Origin of the sequence: Wolbachia endosymbiont (group A) of Anoplius nigerrimus (assembly GCF_947251795.1) — a bacterium.
Classification (GTDB): Bacteria; Pseudomonadota; Alphaproteobacteria; order Rickettsiales; family Anaplasmataceae; genus Wolbachia.
Genome location: NZ_OX366385.1, coordinates 1,256,575 through 1,278,981, shown reverse-complemented (window position 1 = coordinate 1,278,981; position 22,407 = coordinate 1,256,575). Strand labels below are relative to the sequence as shown.

Annotated in this window: 19 protein-coding genes and 5 pseudogenes; 11 read left to right on the top strand and 13 right to left on the bottom strand. The window is 35.2% G+C overall.

The genetic code is table 11. The features are described from left to right. The first annotated feature begins 22 nt into the window (after positions 1-22). A pseudogene (gene tnpC / locus OPR26_RS06900) lies at positions 23-1,383 on the top strand (IS66 family transposase). Between the two features lie 106 nt (positions 1,384-1,489). On the opposite strand, the gene OPR26_RS06895 reads toward tnpC, so the two are convergent. Further along, positions 1,490-2,242: an IS5 family transposase gene (locus tag OPR26_RS06895; protein ID WP_264702259.1), complete on the bottom strand. Its 753-nt coding sequence runs from the start codon at positions 2,240-2,242 to the stop codon at positions 1,490-1,492. Positions 2,243-2,466: 224 nt separating this feature from the next. Between OPR26_RS06895 and OPR26_RS06890 the strand changes: the two genes are divergently transcribed. Further along, entirely contained in the window at positions 2,467-3,408 is a 942-nt protein-coding gene (locus OPR26_RS06890) for an IS5 family transposase (RefSeq protein WP_265015625.1), read from the top strand. A 66-nt stretch (positions 3,409-3,474) separates the two neighbouring features. On the opposite strand, the gene OPR26_RS06885 is transcribed toward OPR26_RS06890, so the two are convergent. Continuing rightward, the gene (locus tag OPR26_RS06885) at positions 3,475-5,016 is read right to left on the bottom strand and encodes a recombinase family protein (RefSeq protein WP_265015838.1); all 1,542 of its coding nucleotides are present in this window, start codon (positions 5,014-5,016) and stop codon (positions 3,475-3,477) included. A gap of 47 nt (positions 5,017-5,063) precedes the next feature. Here OPR26_RS06885 and OPR26_RS06880 point away from each other — a divergent pair, with 47 nt between their 5' ends. The 3 genes and pseudogenes from OPR26_RS06880 (at position 5,064) to OPR26_RS06870 (ending at position 6,664) form a co-directional block, all read left to right on the top strand. After that, positions 5,064-5,429 carry a transposase gene (locus tag OPR26_RS06880; RefSeq protein ID WP_264731180.1) on the top strand — a complete coding sequence of 122 codons (366 nt, stop codon included), beginning with the start codon at positions 5,064-5,066 and terminating at the stop codon, positions 5,427-5,429. After that, complete coding sequence (locus OPR26_RS06875) at positions 5,426-5,836, top strand: transposase (RefSeq protein ID WP_320157296.1); 411 nt, start codon at positions 5,426-5,428, stop codon at positions 5,834-5,836. The genes OPR26_RS06880 and OPR26_RS06875 overlap by 4 nt, the downstream gene beginning before the upstream one ends. Positions 5,837-5,913: 77 nt before the next feature. Next, positions 5,914-6,664 (top strand): annotated as a pseudogene (locus tag OPR26_RS06870) (IS5 family transposase). On the opposite strand, the gene OPR26_RS07410 reads toward OPR26_RS06870, so the two are convergent. Next, complete coding sequence (locus tag OPR26_RS07410) at positions 6,657-6,830, bottom strand: PDDEXK nuclease domain-containing protein (RefSeq protein ID WP_406827465.1); 174 nt, start codon at positions 6,828-6,830, stop codon at positions 6,657-6,659. The pseudogene OPR26_RS06870 and the gene OPR26_RS07410 sit on opposite strands and share 8 nt — an antisense overlap. Positions 6,831-7,017: 187 nt before the next feature. Here OPR26_RS07410 and OPR26_RS06865 point away from each other — a divergent pair, with 187 nt between their 5' ends. After that, entirely contained in the window at positions 7,018-7,770 is a 753-nt protein-coding gene (locus OPR26_RS06865; RefSeq protein WP_264702259.1) for an IS5 family transposase, read from the top strand. Positions 7,771-7,857: 87 nt separating this feature from the next. Here the strand turns inward: OPR26_RS06865 and OPR26_RS06860 are convergent. Next, positions 7,858-8,142, bottom strand: a pseudogene (locus tag OPR26_RS06860) (DUF1016 N-terminal domain-containing protein); the annotation flags it as partial. Between the two features lie 73 nt (positions 8,143-8,215). Continuing rightward, a pseudogene (locus tag OPR26_RS06855) lies at positions 8,216-9,448 on the bottom strand (IS256 family transposase). 222 nt (positions 9,449-9,670) lie between these two features. Between OPR26_RS06855 and OPR26_RS06850 the strand changes: the two are divergent. Further along, entirely contained in the window at positions 9,671-9,979 is a 309-nt protein-coding gene (locus OPR26_RS06850) for a hypothetical protein (RefSeq protein ID WP_265015837.1), read from the top strand. Positions 9,980-9,981: 2 nt separating this feature from the next. On the opposite strand, the gene OPR26_RS06845 is transcribed toward OPR26_RS06850, so the two are convergent. Then, the gene (locus OPR26_RS06845) at positions 9,982-11,607 is read right to left on the bottom strand and encodes a peptidoglycan D,D-transpeptidase FtsI family protein (RefSeq protein WP_265015836.1); all 1,626 of its coding nucleotides are present in this window, start codon (positions 11,605-11,607) and stop codon (positions 9,982-9,984) included. 20 nt (positions 11,608-11,627) lie between these two features. Here OPR26_RS06845 and ispH point away from each other — a divergent pair, with 20 nt between their 5' ends. Next, on the top strand, positions 11,628-12,557 hold the full coding sequence (gene ispH / locus OPR26_RS06840) for a 4-hydroxy-3-methylbut-2-enyl diphosphate reductase (RefSeq protein ID WP_265016307.1): 930 nt from the start codon (positions 11,628-11,630) through the stop codon (positions 12,555-12,557). 229 nt (positions 12,558-12,786) lie between these two features. Here the strand turns inward: ispH and OPR26_RS06835 are convergent, their stop codons facing one another. After that, complete coding sequence (locus OPR26_RS06835; protein WP_253302313.1) at positions 12,787-13,764, bottom strand: quinone oxidoreductase family protein; 978 nt, start codon at positions 13,762-13,764, stop codon at positions 12,787-12,789. A gap of 221 nt (positions 13,765-13,985) precedes the next feature. Here OPR26_RS06835 and OPR26_RS07600 point away from each other — a divergent pair. Then, positions 13,986-14,874 (top strand): annotated as a pseudogene (locus tag OPR26_RS07600) (IS5 family transposase). A gap of 116 nt (positions 14,875-14,990) precedes the next feature. Here the strand turns inward: OPR26_RS07600 and OPR26_RS06815 are convergent. The 3 genes from OPR26_RS06815 to rlmB form a co-directional block, all read right to left on the bottom strand. Continuing rightward, positions 14,991-15,527 carry a cytochrome c oxidase assembly protein gene (locus OPR26_RS06815; RefSeq protein WP_265015834.1) on the bottom strand — a complete coding sequence of 179 codons (537 nt, stop codon included), beginning with the start codon at positions 15,525-15,527 and terminating at the stop codon, positions 14,991-14,993. Then, positions 15,528-16,241: a Bax inhibitor-1/YccA family protein gene (locus OPR26_RS06810; RefSeq protein WP_265015833.1), complete on the bottom strand. Its 714-nt coding sequence runs from the start codon at positions 16,239-16,241 to the stop codon at positions 15,528-15,530. A gap of 95 nt (positions 16,242-16,336) precedes the next feature. After that, complete coding sequence (rlmB, locus tag OPR26_RS06805; RefSeq protein WP_265015832.1) at positions 16,337-17,092, bottom strand: 23S rRNA (guanosine(2251)-2'-O)-methyltransferase RlmB; 756 nt, start codon at positions 17,090-17,092, stop codon at positions 16,337-16,339. Positions 17,093-17,184: 92 nt separating this feature from the next. Between rlmB and OPR26_RS06800 the strand changes: the two genes are divergently transcribed. Next, complete coding sequence (locus OPR26_RS06800) at positions 17,185-17,679, top strand: Smr/MutS family protein (protein ID WP_264707379.1); 495 nt, start codon at positions 17,185-17,187, stop codon at positions 17,677-17,679. Positions 17,680-19,043: 1,364 nt separating this feature from the next. Here the strand turns inward: OPR26_RS06800 and OPR26_RS06795 are convergent. From OPR26_RS06795 to rpmF, 3 genes are read right to left on the bottom strand one after another with little or no spacing between them, the layout of a single operon-like run. Then, complete coding sequence (locus tag OPR26_RS06795) at positions 19,044-20,000, bottom strand: beta-ketoacyl-ACP synthase III (protein WP_265015831.1); 957 nt, start codon at positions 19,998-20,000, stop codon at positions 19,044-19,046. Further along, a complete protein-coding gene (gene plsX / locus OPR26_RS06790) occupies positions 19,993-21,030 on the bottom strand; it encodes a phosphate acyltransferase PlsX (RefSeq protein WP_265016306.1) in 1,038 nt (345 codons plus the stop codon). The genes OPR26_RS06795 and plsX overlap by 8 nt, the downstream gene beginning before the upstream one ends. Positions 21,031-21,040: 10 nt before the next feature. Then, the gene (gene rpmF / locus OPR26_RS06785) at positions 21,041-21,223 is read right to left on the bottom strand and encodes a 50S ribosomal protein L32 (protein WP_041573607.1); all 183 of its coding nucleotides are present in this window, start codon (positions 21,221-21,223) and stop codon (positions 21,041-21,043) included. 617 nt (positions 21,224-21,840) lie between these two features. Here rpmF and OPR26_RS06780 point away from each other — a divergent pair. Further along, on the top strand, positions 21,841-22,401 hold the full coding sequence (locus OPR26_RS06780; protein WP_265015830.1) for a WD_0033/WD_0034 family tandem repeat-containing protein: 561 nt from the start codon (positions 21,841-21,843) through the stop codon (positions 22,399-22,401). Positions 22,402-22,407 lie beyond the last annotated feature (6 nt).

Genomic DNA, 22,407 nt, shown 5'->3' with positions numbered 1-22,407 from the left:
TCTTTCTACTCAGTTTGAAGACATGCTCTTAGAACTTTGCAAAAATTTACAGCAAAAAATAGAAAAGTTAGAAGCAAAAATAGAAAGGCTGGAAAGAGAGAATGAAAGTCTAAAAGCAGAGAACAAGGCTTTAAAGATAGAGAACGCTGAATTAAAGGAAAGGCTTGGCTTAAATTCAAAAAACTCATCTCTGCCTAGCTCAAAAGAGCTATATAAAATAAAAAAGGACAAGCCAAAAAGCGAAAGGAATATTGGCGGTCAGGTTGGACATAAAGGAAGTTTTCGTGCCAAAATGGAAGCAGATAAAGTAGTAAAGATAGAGTTGCCTAATACTTGCGAATGCGGAGGGGAGATTGCAGTATGTGAAAAACCATATGTTCATCAGAAAGTTGATCTGCAAGAAATTAAGCCGTATATAGTAGAGTATCAGTTAGAGCATGGCCGTTGTCGGAAGTGCGGAAAAAGAAGAAGCAGCAAATTACCAGAAGGTGTTACATCAGATACATTTGGTCCAAAAGTTAAATCGATAATTGCAGCACTCAGGGGATTTTACAAGAATTCAAAACGCGAAGTGGCTAGCATTATAAATGACATTTTTAATTTGAATATAAGTGTTGGCAGCATATCAAACAGTGAACACAGAGTTGCATCAAAATGCGAAAAAACATATGAGCAAATCGAACAAGAGATAAGTAGAAGTAAAGTTTTACATATTGATGAAACGAGCCATTATAACAAAGGTAAACTCGCTTGGTGTTGGATGTTTGCAAGCAATACGGCAAGTTTTGTAAAATTTACAGAGTCAAGAGGAATGAAAGTTTTACAAAATAGTAAATTCTGCAATCGCAATAGCTTGGTAATAACTGACAGGTATGCAGCATACAATTATTTTGCCGATAAAAACAGGCAAATCTGTTGGGCACATTTATCAAGAGATTTTGAAAGATTAGCACATAGTTGAAGTTAAAGTTCTGGGTTGTTACTTGAGAAACGTGGCCACTGAATTATTTGCACTAAAAAAAGCTTTACTAAAAAGTGAAATAGATGTTTTGAGGTTTGTCAGACGTGCCAGAAAATTAAGAAAACGTACAAAGTATTACTTGAAGGAGATATCTCGTTTACCTGAAGCAATTGGAGCCTCTCGAGTTGCAAAAAATGTTCTGAGATCTGAAAGAATGATGTGGAAATTTTTAGATGACCCAGAAAATATTCCGCTGACAAATAACCACGCTGAACGGCAAATTCGGCATTATGTCGTTTATCGCAAAAACTCATATTTTACACAATCAAAGCGGGGAACTTGAGCGGATAATTTCATTATACTTAACTTGGAAACAAAGGGGTCTCAATCCTTCCCAAAATCTCCTATCTATTGTTTCTTAAACCACTCTCCTGAACGGATACGGTAAGTTTCTTAATATTCATGGCTAAAGATTGCACGAATGTTGCAATTACAAAAGCGTTTCTACTAGGCTCTGTGGACAAAATTTTAGAGAAGCCATACAAGAGCTCCAACAAAATTGAGAAAACCCATAAAAACCTCAGCAGTTTTATCAAATCTGGAAAAAATGCGCCTAAAATTTTTAATTTTACCAAAAAAACACTCAATCAAATGACGTTCTTTGTAGATATGCTCATCGTAATACCTTTGCACTTTTCGATTCCGTTTTGGCGGAATAACTACTGTACATCCCTTGTCTTCAAGACTTGTAACAAAGGCATTGCTATCGTAGCCCTTGTCAGCTACTACAGTAGAGTTATAGATACTTTCGGTCAACACTTGTGCCTGCGTAATTTCATTTCTTTGACCAGGAGTCAGAGTAAATTTAAGTGGATTTCCAAGTGCATCGACAAGCGCATGTATTTTAGTTGTAAAGCCACCTTTGCTCCTCCCTAAAGCTTCTTGATCCTTGGAGTTTTTTGTATATCCAGATGAACATGGATGGGCTCGGATGATCGTACCGTCGATTATAGCAACTTCTAAATCAGGCTCTTGTTTAGTATATTCAAGCAATTTTTTCCAGACATCTCTTTCACACCATCTTTTAAATCGCTTATGTATACTCCTGTAATTACCATAAGTTTTTGGTAAAAGTCTCCATTGGCAACCACTTCGCACTATGTACCACACTGCCTCTATGAATATTCTTAAACGTTTTTCATCTTTGCTGTGCATTCCTTTTACGCTTTTTATGAACTCTAAAATTTGTTTCCAATTTTCCTCTTTGATGTAATATTGCATATGGTAGTTTCTCCATTTTTTACCTATTAGGCTAAACTACCATCTTTTTCTCTCTTTTCATATTTTTTGTCCACAGAGCCTAGGAGGGTGTCATCCCAGTGCTCCTTTTTTTGTCATCCCAGTGCTTGACACTGGGATGGCTTTGTTGCATAGCAACCGAAAAAATCTGGCAGTTACTGACAAAATTCATTATAAAATAGCCATTCAACTGTTGAAGAAAAAATATGCCACAAAAAATGAGAGTCAGTAACCAAAACGAATATAACAAATTTCTAGAAAAAAGAGGAAATATTTTTCGTTATATCAACGAAGCCATAGAAAATTGGTATGAAATTGGGCCAAAAATGCAGGGTGGCAACAATATTTACAGCAATAAAGTGGTGATTTTGATACATATAATAACCCATCTATTCAGAATAGGTTTGAGGCAAACAGTTGGATTTATAGCAGGATACCTTGAGCAAATTGGGAAAAATTTGCAAGTTATCAGCTATTCTCAGGCTTCAAGAAGGTTTAAGAAACTTAATATTAAGATAAATGATTGCAGAATTGATAAAGATAATATGGAAGATATCGAAATTGCTATAGATAGCACAAGCATCAGCATTTATAACAACACTCCTGGCCACAGCAAGGAAAATAGCGAAAATAGAAAGTATCGCAGCTATGAACAAGTAAAGAAACTACACGTAATGTTGAATATAAACAGCAAAAAAGCCATAGCTGCAAAATACAGCAGCGGAGTTTATTCAGATCACTATGGAGCTTGCGATTTGTTAGAAGAAGTTCATGCTGTAAAGGTATTATATGCGGATAGAGCATATGACAGGCATAAGCTTTACGAATTATGTAACAAGTTTGGTATAAAGACAAAAGTTCTTCCGAAAAACAACGCAACAGAGCACCAAAAATTGGATTACATGGATGATAGAAATGCTGCTGTTAGACTAATAAAGTCATATGATTGCATAAAAAAGTGGAAAGAAGAAGTAAATTATGGAAAGAGAGCTCACATTGAAGGGTTTTTCTCAAGATTAAAGCAAATATTTGGATTCAGCTTTAGGAATAAGTCCGAAGTAAATCGTGGAAAAGAACTACTCATTAAGTGCTATTTGCTTAATCAATTTACTGACATTGGTATGGCTAAATTCGAAATGGCTACATGAATTTATCGTAAATTACTACCGCATAAGGTGCGATGCAACAAAGCCCACTGGGATCCAGGAATTTTATTAAGTTGGTAAGCATAAAAATAGCTGTTTTTTGTTAAAATACAATGTTTTGATGATTATGGAAAGGCTGGATCCCACAGTCCTGATACAATGTTGAACATTTTTTTTTTGCCCTTCCAGAGCGAGTTCTTTTAATCGAAACACTATATGTACATTATCATCATCAATTTCAATGCGTCTGACTAATGGTCTAATTATATCAAGTTTAGCCTCCCAATCTGCTTGATCAAGCTCTGATTCAACCTCAGAGGCAAAACTTTTTACACTACTCATGGTAAAATCTAATTCCCTCTTTAGCTCCTTTTCATCAACCACTTTTTCCTTCTGTTTCTTAATTGCTTCTAAGCTCTGAGTCATTGCTTTGGCTTTTGAATCAAAATCTTCCTTAGTTATATACTCTTCAGCATAGGTATAAGCAAGTCTTTTGATACCTTGTTCTAATCTGCTTATTTCTTTTTCAAGTTCATCATTTGGTTGCTTATTTTTATCTTTTAAAAGCCCAAGTTGATATTCCTTTGCAATTGCATCCGGGTCTTTTAATACCCTATTCATTTCTTCCCATATAACTGTTTCTAGTATATCCGTGCGTATTGATTTGCTGTTACATATCTTATTCCCACCAAAACGGTTTGCATCTGTACCAGGACAACGATAGTAACTTCGTCCTCCCCTAGTGTTATACATTCCATAATAAGTATATTTACAATACTGACATACTATTAGCCCTTGTAATAGGTATCTTCTTCTTCGTTGCATTCTTGCTCTTTTTCTATTTTCAACCAGTTGTTCTTGTACTATATCGAATAATTCCTCTTCAATTATACTTGGTATTTCTATATAAATCCAATTCTCTTGGTCATTAGAATAAACAGAATAGCTTTTTTTGCGCCCTTTCCACACTGCTTTTACTTCTTTTTTTATTGGACCTACCTTCGTTTTACCATATACTGCTTGTCCTTTGTATGCATAGTTTCTCAATATTCTACGAATTGTACTTGGGTGCCAAATTCCTTTACCCTTTGGTGTAGCAATATACTCTTCTTTCAGTCGTCGCACTGTCTCTTTTAAACTCACTCTTTCTTGACCTACCCACTCAAATAGTTTGCGCACTACTTTTGCTTCTTCTTCATTAATTTCAAACCTTATCTTTTCTCTTTCTACATGCTTTATATAGTCATAACCATAAGGCGCATTTCCCATTACACTTACACGGCCTTTTCTTGCTCTATGGAGTTTTCCTCTACGACTACGTTCCATAATCTTTGTACATTCGTATTCTGACACTAATCCTTGAACTCCTAGTAATAATTTAGACTCTGGATTATTTTCAGTCTTACAATTTAAGAATATTACTTCTACTCCTGCTTTCTCAAACTCTTCAAGTAATACCATTTGGTGTGCAGATTTCCTTGATAGCCGGTCAGGTGAATGAATGTAAATTTTTCCAATTTTTCCTTCTGCTACTTTATCACGTAACTCATCTAAACCGTCTCGCTCCAAATTCCACCCACTACGGCCATCGTCCTTAGAGCATGTCTTCAAACTGAGTAGAAAGAAGTTAAGAAGTATGGTATAAGGTACATTTTAAGATGTACCCAAGCGATATAAGTGACAAAGAATGGAAGACAATAGAGCCATATTTTGAACCTAAAAAGACCGGCAGACCAAGAAAACATAGTATTAGAACAATTATTAATGCAATCCGCTATATGATGAGAACAGGATGTCAATGGAGACAACTGCCTAAAGATTTTCCACCATGGAAAACCGTATATAGTTGTAATTCGCGCTTGAAAAAAAGTGGAATATGGCAAGAAATTCATGATTTTCTAGTTAAAAAAGTAAGAGAGATGATTGGTAAAAATAAGACTCCATCAGTAGGTATAATTGATAGCCAGTCAGTGAAAACTACTCAAAAAGGGGATCCAGAGGATATGATGCTGGCAAAAAAATAAAGGGCAGAAAACGCCATATTATTGTAGATACTGTGGGTCTTGTAATTGCTGCTGAAGTACAGAGTGCAAGTATTCAAGATCGTGATAGTGCTCTAAATCTTTTTGCCCAAGCTAAATGCAAAGTTCCAACTTTACGTAAGTTTTTTGCTGATCAAGGGTACATAGGTAAATTACAAAACAGATGCTTATTGGAAACGGGATGTTTATTAACGATTGCCAAGAAAATAGTTGATACAGGATTTCAAGTTATTCCCAAACGTTGGATTGTTGAAAGAACTTTTGCCTGGCTTTCCAATTTTAGGCGCATGAGTAAAGATTACGAGCATTCTCCTCTCACCTCAAAAAACTATATCTTCTTTAATATGATCACTATTATGCTTCACAAATTAGCTCATTCTTCAGTTTGAAGACATGCTCTAAGAGCATGTCTTGAAAAGGAATGAGGAAAAGAATATGATAGTGTAAGTAAAAATAGGAGGGAAAATTGTATCCAAGTGATATAAGTGATAAGGAATGGGAAATTTTGGAGCCACATGTTGCACAAGGAAAGATAGGGAGGCCAAGAAAGCACAATATCAGAACAATTATTAATGCAATAAGGTATATAATGAGAGGTGGTTGTCAATGGAGAATGCTGCCGAAAGATTTTCCTCCATGGAAGACGGTGTATGACTATTTTCTCAGGTGGCGTAGTAATGGCAAATTGGAAAAAATACATAATATGCCAGTAAAAGAGGTAAGAAAAATGTTTGGTAAAAATGAAACACCTTCAGTAGGAATAATTGACAGTCAATCAGTAAAAACCACTCAAAAAGGGGATCCAGAGGATATGATGCTGGCAAAAAAATAAAGGGTAGAAAACGTCATATTGTTGTAGATACAGTGGGCCTAATTATTGCGGCTGATGTTCATAGTGCAAGTGTTCAAGATCGTGATGGTGCTCTAAATCTTTTCACTCAAGCTAAATACAAGGCTCCAACTTTACGTAAGTTTTTTGCTGATCAAGGATACATAGGTAAATTACAAAACCGCTGTTTATTGGAAACGGGATACGATTACCAAGAAAGCTGTTGATGTTACAGGATTCCAGGTTATTCCTAAACGTTGAAAGAACGTTTGCTTGGCTCTCCAATTTTAGGCGCATGAGCAAAGATTATGAGCATTCTCCTCTTACTTCAAAAACCAATATCTTCTTTAATATGATTACTTCTATGCTTACTAAATTAGCTACTTAAGTCCTTTCAAGACAGGTTCTAAATACCTATCAATTCTTTCGGTACTCATCCTTTTTTGACGTGTCACAAAACAAAAATCATTACCAAACTCTTGTAAAAATTTTACCAATTCATCCAAAATCGTATTTTCTAGATCAGTCTCACTATGACTTGATGGCAATTCCACAAAGTTAAGGAAGTATGGATCGTGAAAAATGAATTCGGGGGCTAACGTATTTTCTTCACGTAACTGTTTGATGCTTTGTCTTATGAAGTCCTCAGGCTTTTTTGCTAGGCTCTGTGGACAAAAAATATGAAAAGAGAGAAAAAGATGGTAGTTTAGCCTAATAGGTAAAAAATGGAGAAACTACCATATGCAATATTACATCAAAGAGGAAAATTGGAAACAAATTTTAGAGTTCATAAAAAGCGTAAAAGGAATGCACAGCAAAGATGAAAAACGTTTAAGAATATTCATAGAGGCAGTGTGGTACATAGTGCGAAGTGGTTGCCAATGGAGACTTTTACCAAAAACTTATGGTAATTACAGGAGTATACATAAGCGATTTAAAAGATGGTGTGAAAGAGATGTCTGGAAAAAATTGCTTGAATATACTAAACAAGAGCCTGATTTAGAAGTTGCTATAATCGACGGTACGATCATCCGAGCCCATCCATGTTCATCTGGATATACAAAAAACTCCAAGGATCAAGAAGCTTTAGGGAGGAGCAAAGGTGGCTTTACAACTAAAATACATGCGCTTGTCGATGCACTTGGAAATCCACTTAAATTTACTCTGACTCCTGGTCAAAGAAATGAAATTACGCAGGCACAAGTGTTGACCGAAAGTATCTATAACTCTACTGTAGTAGCTGACAAGGGCTACGATAGCAATGCCTTTGTTACAAGTCTTGAAGACAAGGGATGTACAGTAGTTATTCCGCCAAAACGGAATCGAAAAGTGCAAAGGTATTACGATGAGCATATCTACAAAGAACGTCATTTGATTGAGTGTTTTTTTGGTAAAATTAAAAATTTTAGGCGCATTTTTTCCAGATTTGATAAAACTGCTGAGGTTTTTATGGGTTTTCTCAATTTTGTTGGAGCTCTTGTATGGCTTCTCTAAAATTTTGTCCACAGAGCCTAGTGCTGTACGTTCATACAACATGGTATCGATTCTACTACGTAGTGCTCTAACACTCCATCTTTCAATACGACACATTTCTATATAATAATTACGCTTCAGCTCATCAGAAATTGCAATAATTTCTACAAAATGTGACCAACTCAATTGTTGTGACAGTGTCGCGACAATTTCTTGATCGGGAAAGAATTTGGAAAATTGCACCATCCGAAATAATGAAGCTCTATCAAATCCATGTCCATATTTCATCTGAAGTTCTTTTGCAAGTTGGGAGATGATTTGCTTCCCATAATCTGCACGTTTGTGCTTTAGGATATCTTGATCAATTCTGGAGCCAATTTCCCAGTTTAACAATACTAGAGTAGAATTGAATTGAACAGAAAGATGATTCTTGGGAGTGTTAAATAAACTGTGTCAAACCGCATTTTTAGTTCAACTCAATTTTCAATCTATTAGGAAAGAAAATGTCGAACTGAGACATAGTTAATGCCCAATTAGGCAAAGCCATAGTCCATTTTTGCTCTACCTTTTTTATAGCACAATACACCTGTTTATACAAGGCATTTGTACTAGTAAATGAGCCCTTAGTTTTAGTAAATTTTCTGATCTGCCTATGTAGCCCCTCAATAGGATTGGTAGTATAAATTAGCTTCCTAACTGGGCCAGAATACTTGAAATAACCGGACAAATTTTCCCAATTATTCTGCCACGATTTTACAACCAATGGGTACTTTTCTCCCCATTTTTCTTCCAACTCAAGCAAATAATTCTCGGCAATTTCTCTGCTTGCAGCACGATATATTTTTTTCAGATCATTCATGAAAACTTTCACATCTTTGCTGGATACATATTTCAGAGAATTTCTTATCTGATGCACTATACATAGCTGTACTTCTGCTTTAGGAAACGCACTATTTATCGCTGCAGGAAAGCTTTTTAGCCCATCTACACATACAATTAGAATATCTTCTACTCCTCTCTCTTTTAGATCATTTAGTACTCCCAACCAGAAGTTAGCTCCTTCACTTTCAGCCAAATAAAAACCTAATACTTCTTTTCTGCCATTTTGGTCTATGCCCAATATATTGTACATACATTTACTTACACAATGTCCATCCTCTTTGACCTTAAAAAACATCCCATCCATAAATACTATCGGGTATACTGATTGCAGTGGACGACTACGCCATTCATTGATTATAGGTAGCAATTTGTCAGTAATACTTGATATCTCTGCCACCGATATTTTGTGATCATAAATTTCCTCAACATGTGACGCTATATCTCTATAGCTCATACCACTGGCAAATGTGCTCAAGATCTTCGTTTCAAGCTCTGGTTTGTTTGCCTTTTTTTGACTATTTGAGGTTCAAAATTTCCATCTCTGTCTCTTGGTGTTAATAGCTCAAATGAACCTGCACTGGTACGTAAAGTCTTTCCATTCCTCCCATTTCTTCGATTATTTTCTTCGCTTTCAGCCAACAAGTGATTTTCTATTTCACCTTCCAAACTTGCCTCCAGCAGTCTTTTTATAAATGGTGTTAATGCACCATCTCTTCCTGTCAACGGCCTGCCTATCTCGTATAGACGACAGGATATTTGTTTCTAATTCTTTATAATCTACCAAACCGGTAGTTCTGTTTACTACTTTCTGACTCATTGTCAAACCTCCATTTTTTTATATCAATTTATTACTTTTTTTTCGGTTTGACACACTTTTTTGAACATTCCCCAATTAACTGTTGAATTTTACATTTCTAGCTGTATTATGGCTATGTAGCTAAAGTAACTTAGGCTTATCGACGCTTTACTACTTGTTAGCGGTGTGGCGTAGTGGCCATATATGTTTAGTTCTTTTTTTTGTAGATGCAGGGTATTTTGTATGTCAGATCTTTTCTATATTGAAGGTGTGTTTTGTGTAGATGGTCATTGTGATGTTTATACAAGAGAAGTGAGTTTTAATGATGTCATGTTAGGCAAGTTCAGTCTAGATTCGTACAGCGGGAAAGAAGCTATGATAAATCTAGACGTTATTACATTCGATATTAATATCGCTATCGATGGTCAAAATGGAAAGACAATAAAAAGAGACCTTAAAGGTCTTGAATTTATAACTAAAGATGATGGTTCTTGGTATATTAATAAGGATTTTGGTAATGATAAATTTGAAATTATAGTAAAGCAATCATAATTTTACATCTCAGGTGTAACATTTAGTATAGGTGCTATTCTATTTATAATGTTCTTTACTATAGGCGCAGCAATTATTCCCCCGGTATGGTGCATCCCTTGAGGTTCATCAATAGCAATTAGCACTATATACCTTGGGTCAAGCATAGTTAGCACTCCTATAAATGACGCTATGTTTGCATCTTTGCTATATTTACCATCTACAACTTTTTCCGCCGATCCAGTTTTTCCTCCTATTGAATATGCCTTTATTTTTGCTTTTCTGCCAGTGCCATCTGTTACTGCTGCGCGTAATAATTTTCTCATTTCCCTGGAAGTTCTTCTTGAGATAATTTGCTCTCCTATACTTCTTTTATTCAACATCAAGGTTGCGTTATGAAATATTCCATTGTTGATTAATGCTGCTGCAGCTTGTGCAAGATGTATAGGAGTTACAGCTATGCCATAACCATAAGATGCTGTTATTAAAGTGTTTTCACTCCATTTATCCGGAATTATCGGTGTAGATTTTTCTGGTATTTCTATTTTCAAAGGAGAAAATAGCTTCATAGCTTTAAAGTATTCTACTTGTTTTTTAATACCTAATTTGACTGCAATTTTTGCTGCACCAATGTTGGATGATTTTACAAATATATCTTGCACAGTAATTTTTGGAATTTTAGATTTGTGAAAATCCTGAATTTTATACTTTCCAATGGTGATTGGTGTTGATACGTCATATAAATCGCTAGTTTTTATAACGTTCGCATCAAGCGCTGCGGCTATTGTAAAGAATTTTAATACCGACCCCATCTCATACACCCCAAGACTGGCGCGATTAAACTTTTGTACGTCTTCTGCCTTATTCTGTAGGTTGGGGTTAAAATCAGGTAGACTGATCATCGAGATGACTTCACTATTTCTCACATTTAAAACAATTCCTACTCCTCCGAGTGCCTGATATCTGCTTACAGCTTTAGTTAGCTCTTCATGCACTATGCTTTGCACTCGTGTATCTAAGGATAGTTGAATACCCTGGTAAGGTGTTATTCCAGCACGTAATGCTGGAATCCACGTATTTTTTTTCTGGACCCCAGTGTCAGCTACTTGGATAACAGAATGTTGTTTGTTTTTACTTATATATGCCTCAACTCCTGCAATACCGTTGCCATCTATGTCAGTGTAACCAAGCACGTGTGAAAATAAATTACTGTGAGGATATATACGTTTTACATCGTTATAGAAGTTTATTCCTGGCACGCCGGCATTTTTTATTGCTAACAGTTCTTTTGGACTCAAGTGCCGCTTTACCCAAGCAAATTTCTTTTTTGAAGTAAGTATTCTATATGAATTCTCGTATTCAAGATCATTCAAAATAGAACACAGTTGTGCTGCTATACTTTCCGGATTCTTTACTTTGGTTGCATCTGTATATAGTGATGTTGTGGGCACATTTGTTGCTATTACCACTCCATTTCTATCTAAAATATCAGGTTGTTTATGTACTATATTATCTTTTCTAAAATTTTCTGAAGTAGTAGGTTGATCAAATGTTAAAGAGAATATGCGAAAAATAATTATTATATAAAACGTAAATAATGGTACTATAAAACACAGTGAGCGGAGCTTATTTTTAAGTAATGCTTGCATATTTACTTGATTTGACAAAAATGGAAATCATCTTAGCTGAGCCGCGAGGTTTTTGTGCCGGGGTAAAAAGAGCTGTGGACATATTAGCTATTACTTTAGAAAAATACAAAAACAAGTGCCAAGTTTATGTGCTACACGAAATTGTTCACAATAAATATATAGTAGAGGACTTTAAGAGACAAGGAGTGGTTTTTGTGAACAGTATCGAGGAAATTGAAGATAATGGAGGAATACTGATCTTCAGCGCGCACGGAGTATCAAAAAATATAGAAGATAAGGCAAAAAGAAAGGGTATTCAAGTGATTGATGCAACATGTCCTTTAGTCAGCAAAGTGCATAAAGAGGCAAAAAGGTATGAAAACAGTGGTAAAGAATTAATTCTCATTGGGCATGAAAACCATCCAGAAGTTAAGGGAATTAGAGGAAGAGTAAATAATCCTATCATTTTAGTGCAAACTGTGCAGGACGTACGCAATTTAAAGGTTAAAGATCCAGATAATTTATCTTATGTTACACAAACCACGTTAAGCATCGACGATACCCGTGAAATTATTGTTGCCCTGAAGCTCAGGTTTCCAAGCATAACAGGTCCAGATTTAAAGGACATATGCTATGCAACGCAAAACAGACAAAATGCTGTTAAAAAGCTAGCTGAAATTGTAGACATGGTGTTAGTTGTAGGAAGTAAAAATAGCTCAAATTCAAACCGCTTATTAGATCTGTGCACTGCCAGAGGAAAAAGAGCCTACTTAATTGATAATTACAGCTGTGTGAATAAAAGCTGGTTTCAGGGCGTAGAAAAGATAGGAATCACTGCAGGTGCTTCCGCTCCTGACATATTGGTTGATGAATTAATGGACTACCTAAAAGTAAACCTGAGTGTAAAAATTTCAGTTATGCCAGGTGGTATTATTGAAAATGTTCAGTTTAAAATACCAAATCTGGTTTAAAACACAACTTATCTACTAAGCTTCTCTTGAAATTACTGGGAGCACACAAATCAGCATCTATAGCTAAGACGTCATGCCGCCGCGGCGCTAACAAGTAGCGGGATGAAGGTTGTTGGTAAGCCTAAGTCAGTTTAGCTATATGCTTTTAATTCCCCCAAAAGGAGAATGAAATATGTGAAATTCTAGTTGATATAATTTAATGAATGGTTAGTTTTAATTACTAATTTATTTAAGAGATTTTGATAATATTTAACCCACTTGCTTTTCTATTTTCCATATCGCGATGGGCTTGAATTATTTCATCAAATTTATATTTTTTATTGATCCGTACAGTTAAAAGTTTTTTTCTTATCATCTCGAAGATTTCCATTGTGGTAAGCACTAATGTGAATCTATCATGCTTATAATGGTATATTGAGGTTCCAGTTGCAAATAACGAACGTGAACTAAGTAAAGAAAAACTAATAGGAGCGTTACCTGATATCTGCCCATAGGAAACGTATATGCCGAACCTGCCTAAAGATTCAAAAGAAAGCTTGCTTGTAGCGTAACCTATAGGGTCATACACTGCACCTACTCCTCTGTTTTGCGTAATCTCCATAACTTTAGAAACGAAGTCTTTATCATTGTAGTTTATTGCGTATGTGCAGCCACTTTGTAAAGCTATCTTCATTTTTTCATCAGAGCTTACAGAACCTATCACTACACCTTTTTTATCCTTTGCCCATTGGCATATTATTTGTCCTAAACCACCATTAGCCCCATGAACTAGCACGAAAGCACCAGGCCTAACTTTATAAGATTGATTAACTAAATAGTGAGCTGTCATACCTTTAAACAGCACTGCAGCAGCAACTTCATCAGATATGTCATCTGGAATTTTTATCAGATATTTCTGGTGTATAATGCGCTTTTCACAATATGCCCCTGGAGGAGCTGTGCAATATCCAACTCTGTCTCCAACTTTGAATCCATCACTGATTTTTTTACCAAGCTTTTCAATAACCCCAACTGCTTCCACTCCAAGCACTGATGGTAAATTTTTAATTTTGCGCGTACCTTTTCTGTGCTCCAAGTCATAACGATTTAAGCCGATAGTTGTATGACGTACTAAAACTTCCTCGCCTTTTGGCTCACCTATATTCTTATCTACAAATTCTAATACTTCTGGTCCCCCAGTTTTTTTTATTTGTATAGCTCTAACCATGATGAATGTAAGATAAAAACTTTGATTATGTTATCTAACAATTAATATTTTGCAAAGTTATTGTTTTCACAATCAATAGACTTCTTGCATTACCTCCTGTCATTCCAGCGCGTGACGCTGGAATGGCTTTGTTGCATAGCAACCGAAAAAATCTGGTGGCTACTGACAAAATTCATTATAAATAACCATTTAACTGTTGAAGAAAAAATATGCCACAGAAAATGAAAGTCAGTAACCAAAATGAATATAACAAATTTCTCCAGGAAAGAGGAAATATTTTTCATTATATCAATGAAGCCATAGAAAATTGGTATGAAAATAGTCCAAAAATGCAAGGCGGCAACTATATTTACAGTGATAAAATTGTGATTTTGGTGCATATAATTGTCAATCTTTTTAGAATTGGTTTAAGACAAACGGTGGGGTTTATAAAAGGATATCTGCAACAAATAGGAAGAGATTTGCAGCTATTCACAAGCATCAAAAGAAACTTAATATTAAGATCAATGATTGCAGAAAATAATATGGAAGACATCGAAATTGCTATAGATAGTACAGGTATCAGCATTTACAACAATACCCCTGAAGGAAAATAGCGCTGACAGAGTGGCTATGAACAGACAAGAAAATTGCATGTAATGTTGAATATAAACTGCAAAAAAGCCATAGCTGTAAAATACAGTAACGGTCTGATCACTATGGAGCTTGCGATTTGCTTAAAGAAGTTCATGTCATAAAAGCACTATATGCAGATAGGGCATATGATAGGCACAAGTTTTACAAATTGTGTCACGAATATGATATAAAGGCAAAAATTCCACCAATAAACAATGCGGCAGAACATCCAGAAATAGATTATATGTCTGACAGAAATGCTGCTATTAGGTTAATAAAATTATACGGTGAAGATGGCGTGAAAGAATGGAAAAAGAAGTAAATTATGGGAAAAGATCTTATATTGAAGGGTTTTTCTCAAGATTAAAGCAAATATTTGGATTCAGCTTTAGGAATAAATCCGAAGTAAATCGCGAAAAAGAATTGCTGATTAAGTGCTATTTGCTTAATCAATTTACTGAAATTGGTATGGCTAAATTTGAAATGGCTACATGATATTTATCGTAAATTACTACCAGTATAAGGTGCGATGCAACAAAGCCATCCCAGTGTCAGCTACTCGGATGACACCCTATTGATTACTTGAAATGACATGGTTTGCAAACATTCTGTTACTTAAGCTTAAAAAACGTGTATGATAGTGTTATTTCGCTCAAATCTTTTGTATTGTTATCAAGCATTATCTCAGGATCTATATAGAAAGATACGGGCATAGGTGCTTTTTGTTTTGGTAGCAACATTTGCTCTTCAAAACAAAAGCATGCAACTTTATTGAAATACTTACCTGCTTTGAAAGGCGTAACGTTATATACTGCCATACCAAATGAAGGCTGATCAGATAGATTTTTTGCGTAATAAAATGCTAAACTTTGTTCTCCTATGTTTACATCAACGTAGTTAGTTTCTGATTTAAATTCCCAAGGTAGATCGGACATTATATCAGCATTGAAGTGAACCCTGATTTTTTGGTCAGTTGCACTTATTGTTGTATTAGTTACTTTTCTTGTTGTGCCACCATATCCAGTGGCTTTACAGAAAATGCTATATAGTGGCACCGATGCATATGCAAGACACAGCATCAACACAACTAAAGATATTAAAAAGAAGACTATAGAATTTTTATCATTTCTCCTTAGAAAGGAGAACATTTAATCTCTATTGCTAAGTAACCTGAGTAAATGTTTAAACATAATAATAAAATTAAAATAAAGATCAGTTGCACCGAGTATTGCTAATTTAGTAGTAGCAACTTCTGATCCGTCATTATGTTTATAATAAACATCTTTGATTCTCTGAGCATCATATGCAGTCATCAAGGTAAAGACTATTACTGATATAAATGATATTGCAAAGTAAAGTGGACTGCTTCTAAGGAAGAAATTTACTATCAATGCTATAATTATTCCCAAGACTCCCATCATCAAGAAAGATCCCATACTTGTAAGATCTCTTTTTGTAGTATTACCATATAAAGCCATAGAGCCAAACATGATCGATGTAATGAAAAATGCTCTTGCTATATTTTCTGCAGTGTAAATTACAAAAATATAAGATGAGGAAAGCCCCATTAATACTGAGAAAAGAAAAAATATAGTAACTGTGGACTGAGCACTTAAGTGTTGAAGTTTATAATACATGTAAAACACCAGCGCAAAAGGAGATAGCATTACTACAAATCGCAGCACAGGATTATAATGAATTACCTGAAAAAGACCAGAAAATACCGTTAGAAACGCAACAAGCCCTGTAACGCCTAAAGCTAAAGCCATGTAGTTATATACTTTAGTTAGGTAACTTCTGAGCCCAGCGCTATAATAAACGCCCTGAGAGCGAATATCCTGTTCATTTCTCATGTAAGACATAATATAACTCCTTTTGTCCATTATTTAACACATTATAATATAAAACCACATTTTTATCAAGTATAAAATCATTTTTTGTTGCAACTAATGTGCAATTATTTTTGTTTTATGTAGATGGAGTATAGTCCTATTGCTGCTGCATTTGAAACATTTAAGCTGTCAATTACGTTTGACATTGGGATTTTTAAAAGATAATCACAATTTTCTTTAACTAACCTCCGCATTCCTTTCTCTTCAGAACCAAAAACGATCACTCTTTTTTCTCCAAAGCTCTTTATTTCCTCTATATCCTCCCCAGCATTGCAATCAAACCCGTAACACCAGTAGCCGACCTTCTTCAAATACTGCATAGTTTTTACTATATTTGTAACGTATATTAGCGGAACAATATCTAAAGCTCCACTTGCTGCTTTTGCAATAGATGCATTTTCACTCGGTGAATGATTATGTGGTAAAACCAATGCGTCGACATTAAAACAAGCTGAAGTTCTTAAAATTGATCCAATATTGTGCGTGTCAGTGACTTGATCTAAAATGACTATGGTAGAGCTATCGTTCGAGCTTTCAGCTATTTCTTCAATGCTTAAGTTATAAAGAATAGGGGCAACATTTAAAGCAATTCCTTGATGGTTAGCACCTTTAGATAAAACGTCATTAAGTATTTTGTTTTCTACTAATCGAACTTTAATGCCCTTACTATTTGCACATTGCCTAATTTCTTTTTCATGTTCTCTATAGAAATTTTCTGTTACTAACAGTTCTATACACCGCCTATTTTTATTCTTCAGTGCTGACATGCAGGTGTGCTTTCCATACAGCCAAAAATTCTCATTAGTTTTTGACGATTTCATCGTATTATCGAAAATCGGGTTTTTATAGAATAAGCAACATTTTACTATGTTTGGATATTGTTGTAAAATTATACAATTCGATTAATGCGTTTATGTCGGACGATGAGTTGGATTGGCAAAAAAATGTTAAGCCAATAGAATGTGGAAAAGTTACTTTGAAAGTTGATCATAAAGTAAATATAAAGTCTATGGTTGATAAAGGTACCTCCGACTTACAAAGGAATTTTCTTAATACCAATAATGGTAACTCATCATTTTGTCTTGACAAAAACACAAAATCAAAAGTTGATAGGGGTAAATATTTTATAAGCGATAAGCTCGATTTGCACGGCTATAGTATAGAGGATGCTTACTGTAAATTGATAGATTTTATTATCAAAAATTATCGAGCAGGAAATAGATGTTTATTGGTAATTACGGGATACGGCAGTGCAACAAATAAAACAGACACTATAAAGAGTAACTTAAATAAATGGTTAAATGACACTAAAATCCAGCATATGGTTCTATACTACCAGCAAGCTACGAAAAAACATGGTGGTAAAGGGGCTTTTTATGTTTTATTAAGAAGGCTTAGGCCCTATTAGCTGCTTAAGTTTCCTTTTAAGCCTTAATTTTTCTTGTATAGCCATATAAAAACCAGTGTTTGGCAGCGCATGACGCACAATTGTACAAACATTGTAGCAATTATTCAAGTAGTCCGCAGAAGTGAAAAACCTACTTGACAAACTTCGCCAGCCCCCTTATCATGAAAATGAAGCTATTTATTTATCTTCTCTGTACAGATTAAATGACAAAAAAACTCACGTATCTGGCGTCTCATGTTTAATTTTTTGCACTATGTGCACTCTATGTCTTTATCAAATTTCTAGGTTTTTACCTATACAAGCTGAAATACGCTTATAAAGCATTTAAAACATTAAAAAACGCCAACTTAAAAAATGGATAGTGAATAATTAGCTACCCTAGGGTTTCTTTTGCCTTTTTTTTTGTTTAGTAAATTTCTTAATGTTTATAATTTAGATTAGTTGCGGCTTAAAAGCAACTGAATCGCGGTTATTAAACGTTTAGAATAAAAAAACGCCATACTTGAAAGTATAATGTAAGTAATTAGCCAACCACGGGGCTTCTTTTGCCTTTTTTTTCATTTGGTAAATTTCTTAATGTTTATAGCTAAACGACAATCGTCATCCCGCTACATGTTAGCGGGATCTTTTGTTAGCGGATGAGATACCGCGAATGAATCGCGGTATGACGTAGGGCTACAGGTGTTATCCCAGTGCTCCTGTGATGTCATCCCAGTGCCCCTTTTTGTCATCCGAGTAGCTCTTCGTTGTCATTCCAGTGCTCCTTTTTTTGTCATTCCAGTGCTCCTTTCTTGTCATCCGAGTAGCTGACACTGGGATGGCTTTGTTGCATCGCTAGCTATGATGGATTAAAGATAAAAAAGATGGAGAATATCAGTAGCTTATTATTCTGGTATTTATAATAAGAACGGTCAGTGAATACCTAAATTTGAGTAAAAGAAATTTCACTACCACTCACTAATCTGGCTAAAATTCAAGAATTTCAATGCTTTAGCTATTTTCAATAGAATTAAATTTATTAATATAAATAATAAATTACTATTCTTAAATTTGATCAGATTGATTGCAAAAAAACAAGATTTTCAATAGGTTGCTTATAATTCTAACTATAGTTAGCCTTTCATAAGTAGCGATGCAACAAAGCCATCCCAGTGTCAGCTACTCGGATGACAAAAAAAGGGGCTACTTGGATGACAGGAGAAGGAGGCTACTTGCATGACACCATCCTTTTTCCTGGATCCAAGTAGTCAGGGCACTGGGATGATATCATAGAGGCGCTGGAATGACACCCATTTGTTCCTATAGTTGTCTTTTCTCGTCTACCTTATTTTGCCACTCTGCTGAACAGATACAATGCAGGAAGTCTAATAGCGCAGCAACACGGAACCCCATGTGAGACCTGCACCTATTGCAATCAGCAGTACCAGATTTCCTGATTTTATTTTTGATTCTTGTATCGCATAGTCTAAGGCCAGTGGAATTGACGCTGCTGAGGTGTTTGCATGCTTATCAACGGTATTAATCACTTTCTCTATAGGAAAATCTAATTTCTTTACTACTGCTTCAATAATACGAATGTTTGCTTGATGGGGAATTAACCAGTCAATATCAGTGATTTTCAAATTATTGCATCTTAGTGTTTCCTCTACTGAGGCTGTTAACTTATCCACTGCATGTTTAAACACTTCTCTTCCATTCATGCATATTTTTCCAGAATCATCAGTAGAGGATGTCCCTCCGTTCGTACATAATATGTCCACATTGCCATCAGAGTGTAAGTTTGTTGATATGATGCCGCTGCTACCCATTTCCGATTTTATTATCACTGCACCAGCACCATCACCAAAGAGTACACAAGTTGACCTATCTTCCCAGTCAACAATCCTAGACATTATTTCAGCACCAATAACGAGCGCATATTTAATTCTATTGTTAGATTTTATGAGCGAATCAGCAACTGTAACTGCATATATAAAACCAGAGCATGCTGCTTGTACATCAAAAGAAAATGCGTTTTTACATTTTAACTTACTTTGTACAATCGTTGCACAGCTAGGCAAAGTTTTATCAGGCGTTGTTGTTGCAACTATAATCAAGTCAATTTCATCCACTGAAATTTTAGCTTTTTCTATAGCACTTTTTGCTGCATTTACAGCTAGATCTGACGTTAATTCTCCTTCATCTGCTATATGCCTTTGAACTATTCCTGTTCTCTGCCTTATCCATTCATCGCTTGTCTCAACTATCGATGCAATTTCGTTGTTACTCAGCATTTTTCTTGGTAGGTAAGATCCAGTGCTTAATATGAAACTTTTATTCAATATGACTTACCCCGTTAATTATCTTTTGATTTAAATTTTCACTAATTGCATTTACTGCAAATTTTATGGCATGGGCAAAAGAAATAGCATCAGAATTTCCATGACTTTTAATGATGATACCATTTAGCCCTAAAAACATAGCTCCACTTCTAATTTGGGGATTAAAACGCGTTAATGCTTTATTTAGTTTGGATTTTAACAATATACCAACAAGCATTTTCGCTATCCACGAGTTGAATACTTCCTGCTTTATTAGATTGATAAAGGTACTAGCGGTTGCCTCAGCCGTTTTGAGCATTACATTGCCAACAAAACCATCAGCAACAATCACATCTATATTGCCCTCTAAAAATTCACTTGCCTCTATATACCCTTTGAAATTAATGCCTGGAGCGTTTTTAAGCAACTCAAAAGCGCCGCGCACTGAGTCATTACCTTTAACTTCTTCTGTGCCGATATTTAGCAAAGCAACTTCAGGATTGTCAATTTTTAGCGCTACTTTTGCAAATATATTTCCCATTAATGCAAATTGAAATAATGAGTCGGCATTACAATCAACATTTGCACCAAGGTCAAGCAAAGCGAAGCTTTTTGTCTTAGTTGGACAGATAGAGACAATAGCAGGACGATAAATATTTGGTAATGTCCCTAAAATAAATCTGGAAATTGCCATCAACGCCCCGGTGTTGCCTGAAGATACCACTCCGAAAGCTTTACCTTCTTTCACTGCAACAATTGCAGCTTTCATACTTGAGTCTTTACGATGTCTCAGCGCAAAAGATGGCTTATCATTTGCAAGGACATTGTCAGAACAATGAGTAAACTCAGAATTGTTACTTACTTTTTTATATTTCAAAAGCAAAGGAGATACTTTTTCCTTATCTCCATAAATATGAAAAAGAACTTTAATGCCTGGGTCAACAAGATTATCTAAAAAAAAACTAGCACCCTGAATTACGGAAAGAGGCGCAAAATCGCCCCCCATAGCGTCAAGTGCAATAACTATGTGATTATTGACCGCAGGTAACATACCATAATAGTCATTCTGCCTGTTGCTTAATGAAAACTCGTTTTCCTTTGTAACTGCCATCGACTGCTACATTGTGAGGCAACATGAATTCCCCAGTTGTTGAACATACCACAATATTCTTAGGCTCAATAGCATGATGAGAACGATGCATATTACGCCTTGACTTCGACTTTTTTCTTTTTGGAACTGCCAAAACTTCCTCCGTTGTCTATTGAAAATTCTACAATTTATTAGTAACATGTTTTTTACAAGAAGTAAACAGGGATAGTAAAATAAGTAAGGTTTGCTTATGTAATTGAGTTCTATAGCTAAAGTGACTTAGGTTTACTGACGATTTGAAAAACCGTCATTCCGCTACTCGTTAGCGGAATCTATGCTGAGATACCGTGCACAACTGTACGAACATTCATTTTCGAAGGTAAATTGCACAACAGATGATGTCATTCCAGTCTGGAATCCAGAAATTTTGCTTATAACTGAGCTGATGAGCTAAAGGTAGTTGTCTTACGCTAAAACAAACGTTTTTAATTAAGTTGCATAGAAGCTGGATCCCAGTATCTGGGCACTGTAGACAATGTGGCAAAAAATATTATAGAATTCAATAGGATAATCCCTAGAGAATTACTCATCTACAAAAAGCCAAATCGTGTTAATTCTGTTTAGATATAAAAGATAAGCTAAATCTTTACAGGGAATTTAAAACAGTAAAATACCTTTGATTGAAAGAAAGAACCAAACTAGGCAACCTAACCGGTTTGCTATTTCAATTACTACAACTAAATCAATAAATCTTCATAGGGGAAAAACATTATGAAAACGTCAAAACTGACATTAGTATGTGACATATATGAATTAACAGATAAAGATAGAAAGAATATTCAAAAGCTAGCAAGAGAAGTAGAGGAAGGGAGAGGTGTTGCAGAAAAGTTTAGAAATAGAATATTCAAAAAGTCCAGCTATAACACAAGCACGATTCTTTTAACAAAAATGACTTACGAGTATCAGGGTAGAGAGGAGACGTTGTCACTACTACATTATGCTATAAGTCATAAGAATAATCAAGCTGTAAAGGATCTTTTAGAAGAAGCCAAAAAACAAAAACTATTAAAGGAAGTTCTGAATGAAGAAATGACCACAAAATATTCAGATGGTCGAGAAGAAACTCATACAATACTTACAGATGCTATATCACGTAGAGACAATGACATTGTGAGAGTAGTGTTAAAAATCTCTGAGGAAAATGGTATTTTGAAAGATATTCTAAAAAAGAGAATAATTATAAAACATTCAAATGGCAAGGAAACAACTTACACCCCATTCACCTATGCTGAAGCGTGTAAAAATAGTGAAGCTGTAAGAACCTGTACATGATCTCAA